Genomic DNA, 2,504 nt, shown 5'->3' on the forward strand with positions numbered 1-2,504 from the left:
CCGCCGAGGACCGTGGTTAGGCAGCCTTGACCTGGTGCGCTGCTGCGTTCCATTCCCACGGCAGCAACTCGTGCAGGCGCGAGACCGGCATATCGGAGATGCGGGCGATGACGTCGGCGAGCCAGGCCTGCGGGTCGATGTCGTTCAGCTTTGCGGAGCCGATCAGGGAATACATGAAGGCGGCGCGCTGCCCGCCGCGCTCGGACCCCGCGAAGAGCCAGGACTTCCTTCCGAGGGCCACGCCGCGGAGGGATCTTTCGGCGGCATTGTTGGTCAGGCAGACACGGCCATCCTCAAGGAACCGCGCGAAGCTCGACCAATGGTTTGGCGATAGCAGGTAATCAATCGCCTTGGTGACCTTGGCGTGTTTCGATAGCAACGCCCGTTCGCCGCGCAGCCAGGTTTCCAGATCCTCGACCAGCGGGGCCGACAGGCGTTGCCGCGCTTCGAGCCGCTCGTCGGGGGATTTGCCGTTGATGTCGCGCTCGATCTCGAACAGGGCGTCGATACGCTTCACCGCCTCGAAAGCGATCGGCGAGATCTCCTTGGGCGACTTGCCCTTCCGGATGTTGCTTTCGACATCCGCGAGTTCGAAGAACTTGCGGCGTGCATGGCTCCAGCAGAGCGCGGATGTCACCGGTCCGGGCGAGCGCTTTTGATCGTAAAGCTGGTTATATCCGGCATAGGCGTCAGCTTGCAGGATGCCCTGCCAGCCCATCAGATGCCCGGTCGGATGCTCGCCGCCCCGGTCGCGGGAGAAGCGGAAGGTCACCGCCGGTGGGGCGGCACCGCCAAAAGGGCGATCATCGCGGACATAGGTCCAGAGCCGGGCCGTCTTCGTGCCACCGCGGGCGAGCAAGGGGACCGTCGTGTCATCGCCGTGCAATCGCCCGGCGGCCATCACATGCGCCTCGATCAGCGCATGCAGCGGCGTCAGCAACTCGGTCACCGCGCCCACCTGGTCGGCGAGCGTGGACAGGCTCAGATCCACGCCTTCTCGGGCATAGCGGTCGGCCTGGCGGTTCAGCGGCTGGTGCTGGCCGAACTTCTCGAACACGATCATCGCGAGCAGGCTGGGACCAGCCCAGCCGCGCGGGATCGGGTGGAACGGGGCGGGCGGCTGGCTGATCTTCTCGCAATCGCGACACGTGAACTTCTCGCGGACGGTCTGGATCACCTTCCACTGCCGTGGCACCACCTCCAGCGTGTCGGTGATGTCCTCGCCCATCTTCACGATCCGGTCTGACCCGCAGCATGCACAGGCGGTTGGCGCCTCGACGACCACCCGTTCGCGCGGCAGATGCTCGGGGAAAGGCTTCTTCACCGGCTTGCGCCGCTCGAAGCTGCGAACCTTCGTCGCCTTCTCCTCCGCCTGCTCGGCGCGGATGGCGTCCTCCGCCGCAGCGGTTTCAAGTTCCTCGAGCTGCAACTCGAGCTGGTCGATCAGCCGGGCGGTGCGTTCGGCGCTGCGGCCATACTTGTCGCGCTTGAGCATGGCGATCTCGAGCTTGAGGCCCGCGATCAGCGCCTCGGACGCCGACACAACGGCGTTCGAGCGGGCCAGTTCGGACCTCAAAGCGGCCAGTTCGGCGCGCAGTTTCTCGAGCTCGGAGGCGGCATCTGACATGGTCACAATCTACCATGCCGGTTTACGAATGCCCATGCAAAACAGGGCTATAAGCGCGTTTTACCCAACCTTTGCAGGGCGTTGTGTCCAACGCGGATTGCGCCAGTCAATTCCTTCCAGAAGATAACCGAGCTGGGCTGCGGAGATCTGAACCGCGTCGCCCGTGCGACTGACGGGCCAGATGAATTTACCTGCCTCGAGGCGTTTCAGATAGAGAGATGTGCCGACCCCATCATGCCATAAAATCTTGACCAGGTCGCCCTTGCGCCCTCGGAAGCAGAATATCTCCCCGGCATGAGGATCGCGCCCGAGGCCTTGCTGGACCTGCAATGCAAGGGTGTTCATGCCACGCCGCATGTCGGTGACGCCACCCGCCATCCAGACCTTCACGCCCGCCGGAAACGCGATCATTGACCGTCCACCACTGACAGGATCCGGGCAAGCGCTTCCGGGTCGACCAAGATGGGCACGATAAGCCGACGACCATTGGGCAGAGCAATCTCCACCTGCGAGTTCCGGGAGAGATCAGGGAGATCAACAGGCCCAGGCTGGGAGGCCGCGATGTCCTTCGTCACGGTTACCGGTGTGAAGGATATCGGGCGGGGCGCTCCCAGCTCACCGTTGCGATACTGTCGACGCCAGGTCGTCAACAGCGACCGGCACATGCCATGCCGCCGCGCCGTAGCTGCCACTTGCCGGTGGCCGACAAAACTTTCCTCTACGATCCGGAGCTTGTCCTCATCCGACCACTGCCGACGACGAATGCCATCGGCCGCGGAAAGAACTTCGATTTGAGGGCGAGAAATGAAATCGGACATAAGGTCGGACTTATCATCGGATCGTCGCCGAAGTCAGACGGCCCCCACCGGAGCGTTAC

3 protein-coding genes are annotated in these 2,504 nt (G+C 63.7%); all 3 read right to left on the reverse strand.

The window, feature by feature from the left end; genetic code table 11:
- Nucleotides 1-16 precede the first annotated feature (16 nt).
- From tnpC to tnpA, 3 genes are read right to left on the reverse strand one after another with little or no spacing between them, the layout of a single operon-like run.
- Entirely contained in the window at nt 17-1,627 is a 1,611-nt protein-coding gene (tnpC, locus tag ACSSVY_RS22710) for an IS66 family transposase (RefSeq protein WP_454272309.1), read from the reverse strand.
- Nucleotides 1,628-1,687: 60 nt separating this feature from the next.
- Nucleotides 1,688-2,038 carry an IS66 family insertion sequence element accessory protein TnpB gene (tnpB, locus tag ACSSVY_RS22715; protein ID WP_037274686.1) on the reverse strand — a complete coding sequence of 117 codons (351 nt, stop codon included), beginning with the start codon at nt 2,036-2,038 and terminating at the stop codon, nt 1,688-1,690.
- Nucleotides 2,035-2,445, reverse strand: coding sequence for an IS66-like element accessory protein TnpA (tnpA, locus tag ACSSVY_RS22720; RefSeq protein ID WP_037274688.1), 411 nt, complete (start codon nt 2,443-2,445; stop codon nt 2,035-2,037). The genes tnpB and tnpA overlap by 4 nt, the downstream gene beginning before the upstream one ends.
- Nucleotides 2,446-2,504 lie beyond the last annotated feature (59 nt).

Source organism: Roseovarius sp. MBR-51, assembly GCF_053628575.1.